The following is a 6,061-nucleotide window of genomic DNA, read 5'->3' as shown; positions in this document are numbered from 1 at the left end:
CCACCGAAGCCGCCACCGCCACCAAAACCACCGAAGCCGCCACTGCTTGAACCTCCTCCAAAGCCGCCACTAGAACTACGGCCGGCTCCACTTAAAAGAATAGCTGTTAAAATATCTACTGCATTGTCTTTTCTGTTTCCTCTATTATTTCCTCCTCCTCTATTCTTTTTCGAAAAAATTATGATTAGAAAAAATATGATGACAATAATTAGTAGAATTGGAAAACCTCCTTTACTATTTCCTTTGTTTGGTTCACCCTTATATTCTCCTCTTAAAATATCAATTATTACATCGGTTCCTTTATCAAGACCTGCATAATAATCTCCTTTCTTAAATTCTGGTAAAATGATATTTTCTATAATTCTTTTTGATAAAGCATCTGTTAACAAATGTTCTACTCCATAACCTGTTTGAATTGCTATTTTCCGATCATCTTTTGCTAACAATATAACAACACCATTATCTTTTCCTTTTTGACCAATTTCCCATTTATGACCAAGTTCTGTTGCGTAAAGGTTTATGTTTTCACCAAATGTTGAAGGCATTATTATTAGAAATAATTCTGTAGAAGTAGAATCACTATAGCGAATTAATTTTGTTTCTAATGCTGATTTTTCACTTGCAGTTAATGTATTTGTACTATCTATTAACGCGGGGATAAAACTAGGTTTATTTGGTATATTTTGTGAAAATACATTGCTCGTTATCAATAAAAACAACAATAATATATTTAAAAAGTTTGATCTATCCTTTAGAAATTTCATTCGATAATTCGTTTGTGTCGTTTGATTGATAAGGGAAAAAATCTTTCAATTTTTCTCCAACTTTAATAATGGTTTGTTCAATTCCTTTTTCAAATTCACCTTTAGCAAAATGAGAGAGTACAAATTCTTTTTCGGTTTCCCAAAAATCTTTAGGCACTTTATTGTTGATGCCTTCATCACCTAAAATAACAAATTTTCTGCTTTCAACAGCGATGTAAAGCAATACCCCATTTCTTAACTTTGTAGTATCCATTTTTAAAAAATAAAAAACCTCCAAAGCTCTTTCCATTGGAGGTTTTTCTGTATTTTTTTCTATATGAACTCTTATCTCTCCTGAAGTATTTTTTTCAGCAGTTTTTATAGCCTCAATAATTCGTTGCTCTTGAGAAGCTGTTAAAAAATCTTCAATTTTAGACATAGACTTTATTAAAATTCAACTTTTGGAGCTACATCACTACCTTCTGCAGCTTGAAAACGCGCCATTTCTTTAAAATTTCCAATAAAATTATTTAAAATATTATTTGGGAATTTTTTAATGTGTTTACTAAAAACATTCACATCAGTATTAAAACGATTACGTTCTACATTAATTCTGTTTTCAGTACCTTCTAACTGGCTTTGCAACTCTAAGAAATTTTGATTTGCTTTTAAATCTGGATATCTCTCTACAGTAACCAACAATCTAGATAGTGCTCCACTTAAACCATCTTGTGCTTTTTGGAAAGCTGCCATTTTTTCTGGAGTTATATTCGTTGGGTCAATGGTCGTTTTAGTTGCTTCTGCTCGCGCTTTAATAACACCTTCCAATGTTTCTTTTTCATGTGCTGCATAACCTTTCACTGTTGAAACCAAATTTGGAATTAAATCTGCTCTACGTTGATAAGCACTTTCAACATTTGACCATGAAGTTTTTGCATTCTCTTCTAAATCAACTGATGTATTATAAAATCCAACAGCCATTCTATAAATTGCAAATGCAATTACAGCTACAATTATTACAGGAATTAACCACTTTTTCATTTGTATAGTTTTAAGTTATTTATAATTCTCTTTTATTAGTTGTTCAATATTAAATTTTGTTACAAATTAATACTGAAAATTTATCAGTCAATCTGGCTTTTAATTTTAATCAATTCTTCCTTAATGGCCTCTAAACGAGTGATTATTTCATGATTATTTTTTACACTTTTAGGGCTTTCTTTCATTTTACCTTTTGCACCTTCTAGTGTGAAGCCTTTTTCTTTAACTAAATGGTAAATAAGCTTTAAATTTTTAAGATCTTCTTGTGTAAATAATCTATTTCCCTTATTATTTTTTTTAGGCTTTAAAACATCAAATTCTTTTTCCCAAAAGCGTATATGTGAAGCATTTAGCCCAAAAGCCTTTGCCACTTCACCAATTTTATAATATCTTTTCTCTGGTAAATCTATAAACATTAATCTAGTGATTGTCCTTCTATTTGAGCTGCTTTTTGCATCGCTTCAAATTCTTCAGGAGTTAAGTTTCCATAGTAAAAATCAATAGGGTTTATTTTTACACCATTTTTTATAATTTCATAATGCAAATGAGGCCCCTGAGAACGTCCTGTATTTCCAACAAAACCAATTAAATCACCTCTTTTAACTTTTTGCCCTTTTCTTACATTGTATTTACTCATATGTGCATACAAAGAAATAAACCCAAAACCATGGTCAATTCTAATATGCTTACCATAACCTGATGAATTTTGGTCTGCTCTTTCAACAACTCCATCTCCAGAAGCATAAATTGGCGTACCTACAGGAGAAGTAAAATCCATACCCCAATGTTTTTTACGCGCTTTGGTAAATGGATCTGATCTCCAACCATAACCTGATGCCATCCTAGTTAAATCTTCATTTTTAACAGGCTGAATCGCTGGCATAGCCGCAAGCAACCCTTCTTTATTCTCTGCCAATTTTACAATTTCATCTAATGATTTAGATTGAACATATAATTGTTTAGATAATATATCCATATTTTTAGTAACATCAATAACCATTTTAGAGTTATCAAAACCTTCCAATGCTTTATATCTATTTATACCTCCAAACCCAGCTCTTCGTTGTTCTTCAGGAATAGGATTTACTTCAAAATATAAACGGTAAATATTATTATCTCTATCTTGAATTTCACTTAAAATTTTCTCAAGCTGAACAATTTTTTTACTATGTAATTCTTCATTTAATTTTACAAACTCTAGTTGACGCTTAATCTCTTTCTCTTTTGGAGACTCAAAAAAAGGAGAAAACACTAAAAAACCTAAAAACATAAATAAAATAGCTCCTACAATAGTAACCAAAAGCTTTTTAAAAGTATCTCGCTTTTTAACCTGTATCTTTTGATAGGATAGTGAATCAGGGTCGTAATAATATTTTACCTTCGCCATAAATATAAATTATGTTATTTTTGCACCATAAAACGCCATAATATTTGCTAATATTGTGATGCATTTTTAACAAATTTACAAAATGTTTTATAAAAGTTGTAAAACGCATTTTATTTAGGAAATAATTAACAATTAAAACAGTTAAAATCAATGTTATTTTAACCAATAATATAAACTTTAACTAGCACAATTAGATCATACAAAAACTAAGATATCACAAATGAAATCACAACAAATCCGTCAAGAATTTTTAGATTTTTTTGAATCAAAAAAACATAATATAGTACCTTCTTCTCCAATGGTGTTAAAGAATGACCCAACATTAATGTTCACCAATGCTGGAATGGTACCTTTTAAAGAATATTTTTTAGGCCAGAAAAATGCTATTGACAAACGTGTTGCCGACACACAAAAATGTTTAAGAGTATCTGGAAAACATAACGATTTAGAAGAAGTTGGTAAAGATACCTACCACCATACTATGTTTGAAATGTTGGGAAACTGGAGTTTTGGTGATTATTTTAAAAAAGAAGCCATTGCATGGGCTTGGGAATTATTGGTGGATGTTTTAAAAGTTGATAAAGATTGTTTATATGTAACTGTTTTTGAAGGAGCTGAAGAAGATGCCTTAGACTATGACCAAGAAGCTTATGACCTTTGGAAACAGTATATTAGTGAAGACCGAATTATTAATGGAAATAAAAAAGATAATTTTTGGGAAATGGGTGCTCAAGGACCTTGTGGGCCTTGTTCTGAAATTCATGTAGATATTAGATCTGCTGAAGAAAAAGCTAAAGTTTCAGGTAAAAGTTTGGTAAATATGGACCATCCTCAAGTGGTGGAAATTTGGAATTTAGTATTTATGGAATTTAACCGTAAAGCTGATGGTTCCTTAGAAAAATTACCTGCTCAACATGTTGATACAGGAATGGGATTTGAACGTTTGTGCATGGTTTTACAAAACAAACAATCTAATTATGATACAGATGTTTTTACACCTTTAATTAGAGAAGTTGAAGCAATTACCAACAATGATTATGGTAAAAATGAAGAAACTGATATTGCTATTCGTGTTATTTCAGATCACGTTCGTGCAGTAGCTTTTGCCATTGCTGATGGACAATTACCTTCAAATACTGGTGCAGGTTATGTAATTAGGCGAATTTTAAGAAGAGCTATTCGTTATGGTTTTACTTTTTTAAATGTAAAAGAACCTTTTATTTACAAACTGGTTGCTACATTAACAAAACAAATGGGCGAATATTTTCCTGAGTTAAAATCTCAAAATCAATTAGTTACTAATGTAATTAAAGAAGAAGAGCTGTCGTTTTTACGCGCTTTAGATCAAGGTTTAGTATTGTTAGACGGTGTTATTAAAAACACCAAAGGAAGTGAAGTTTCAGGAAAAAAAGCATTCGAATTATATGACACTTATGGGTTCCCTATAGATTTAACAGCCTTAATTCTTTCCGAAAAAGGAATGACCCTAAATGAAACAGAATTTAAGATTGAATTAGAAAAACAAAAAAACAGATCTAGAGCTGCAGCTGTTGTTGAAACTGATGATTGGGTAGTTTTATATGAAGATGATGATGAAGAATTTATTGGTTATGACACTCTTGAAGCTAACATTAAAATAACGCGTTACAGAAAAGTTTCCTCTATAAAAGATGGTGATTTATACCAATTAGTTTTTAACATGACGCCATTTTATGCTGAAGGTGGTGGACAAGTTGGTGATAAAGGCTATCTTGAAGTGAACAATGGAAATGTTATTTATATTGTTGATACTAAAAAAGAAAATAATTTAATTATTCACTTTGCTAAAAGTTTACCAAAAGACCCAACACAAATTTTTAAAGTTGTAGTTGATGGAAAACAACGTCATAGAACTGCTTGTAATCATACTGCAACACATCTTTTACATCAAGCGTTAAGAGAAATACTAGGAACTCATGTTGAACAAAAAGGCTCATCAGTACATTCAAAAAGTTTACGTTTTGATTTTTCTCATTTTACCAAATTAACAACTGATGAGTTAAGAGATGTTGAAGATTATGTAAATGCACGAATTTCTAGTAAAATTCCATTAGAAGAGTTTAGAAATATTCCTATGGAAACTGCTATTGAAAAAGGCGCCATGGCTTTATTTGGTGAAAAATACGGAGATACGGTTCGTGCTATTCAATTTGGAAGTTCTGTAGAACTTTGTGGTGGAATTCACGTACAAAACACCAGTGATATTTGGCATTTTAAAATTACTTCAGAATCTGCAATTGCGGCTGGTATTAGACGTATTGAAGCTATTACTAATGATGCAACTAAAGAATTTTACTTCGAAAGTAATAGAGTATATTCAGAAATAAAAGAATTATTGAAAAATCCTGCCAATCCACAAAAGGCAATTGTTGATTTACAAGACGAAAACACGGTACTTAAAAAACAACTAGAAGCTTTATTAAAAGATAAAGCAAAAAATTTAAAAGGCGATTTAATTCATGAAGTTGAGAATATAAATGGTATTAATTTTTTAGCTAAAAAGATAGATTTAGATCAAAATAGCATTAAAGATTTAGCCTTTGATTTAGGGAATCAACTAGATAATTTGTTTTTATTAGTTGGTTCAGAATCTGACGGAAAAGCTTTTTTAACCTGTTATATTGCTAAAAACTTAGTAGAAGAAAAGAAATTAGATGCGGGTAAAGTAGTTCGTGAACTGGGAAAATTAATTCACGGTGGCGGTGGCGGTCAACCTTATTTTGCAACTGCTGGAGGTAGAAATCCTGAAGGAATTGAAAAAGCGTTAGAAGAAAGTAAAAGATATATTGCATAATTAATGTGTAATTGTGGAAGGATTTAATTGTTTAAAAATAATTACCCATAAACTGTT

Annotated in this window: 6 protein-coding genes; 1 reads left to right on the top strand and 5 read right to left on the bottom strand. The window is 30.8% G+C overall.

Translation table 11 applies throughout. The features are described 5' to 3' along the window. The 5 genes from ABY863_RS12330 to ABY863_RS12310 form a co-directional block, all read right to left on the bottom strand. Positions 1-764 (bottom strand): YgcG family protein (locus tag ABY863_RS12330; RefSeq protein WP_372795276.1); only part of this gene is annotated, 764 nt, incomplete at its 3' end. Then, the gene (locus ABY863_RS12325) at positions 745-1,182 is read right to left on the bottom strand and encodes a TPM domain-containing protein (protein WP_372795274.1); all 438 of its coding nucleotides are present in this window, start codon (positions 1,180-1,182) and stop codon (positions 745-747) included. The genes ABY863_RS12330 and ABY863_RS12325, both read right to left, overlap by 20 nt. 8 nt (positions 1,183-1,190) lie before the next feature. Next, positions 1,191-1,784 (bottom strand): LemA family protein, encoded by a 594-nt coding sequence (locus ABY863_RS12320; protein WP_372795272.1) that lies wholly within the window; start codon positions 1,782-1,784, stop codon positions 1,191-1,193. A gap of 83 nt (positions 1,785-1,867) precedes the next feature. Further along, positions 1,868-2,200, bottom strand: coding sequence for a MerR family transcriptional regulator (locus ABY863_RS12315; protein ID WP_372795270.1), 333 nt, complete (start codon positions 2,198-2,200; stop codon positions 1,868-1,870). After that, entirely contained in the window at positions 2,200-3,171 is a 972-nt protein-coding gene (locus ABY863_RS12310) for a M23 family metallopeptidase (RefSeq protein ID WP_372795268.1), read from the bottom strand. Before ABY863_RS12310 ends, ABY863_RS12315 begins: the two co-directional genes overlap by 1 nt. Positions 3,172-3,391: 220 nt before the next feature. On the opposite strand from ABY863_RS12310, the gene alaS reads away from it, so the two are divergent. Beyond that, positions 3,392-6,004, top strand: a complete 2,613-nt coding sequence (gene alaS / locus ABY863_RS12305; protein ID WP_372795266.1) for an alanine--tRNA ligase — start codon at positions 3,392-3,394, stop codon at positions 6,002-6,004. Positions 6,005-6,061 lie beyond the last annotated feature (57 nt).

Origin of the sequence: Lutibacter sp., from assembly GCF_041562875.1 — a bacterium.
Lineage (GTDB): Bacteria > Bacteroidota > Bacteroidia > Flavobacteriales > Flavobacteriaceae > Lutibacter.
Note: the sequence above shows the minus strand (reverse complement) of the source record. Positions and strands in the feature narration are given on the sequence as shown.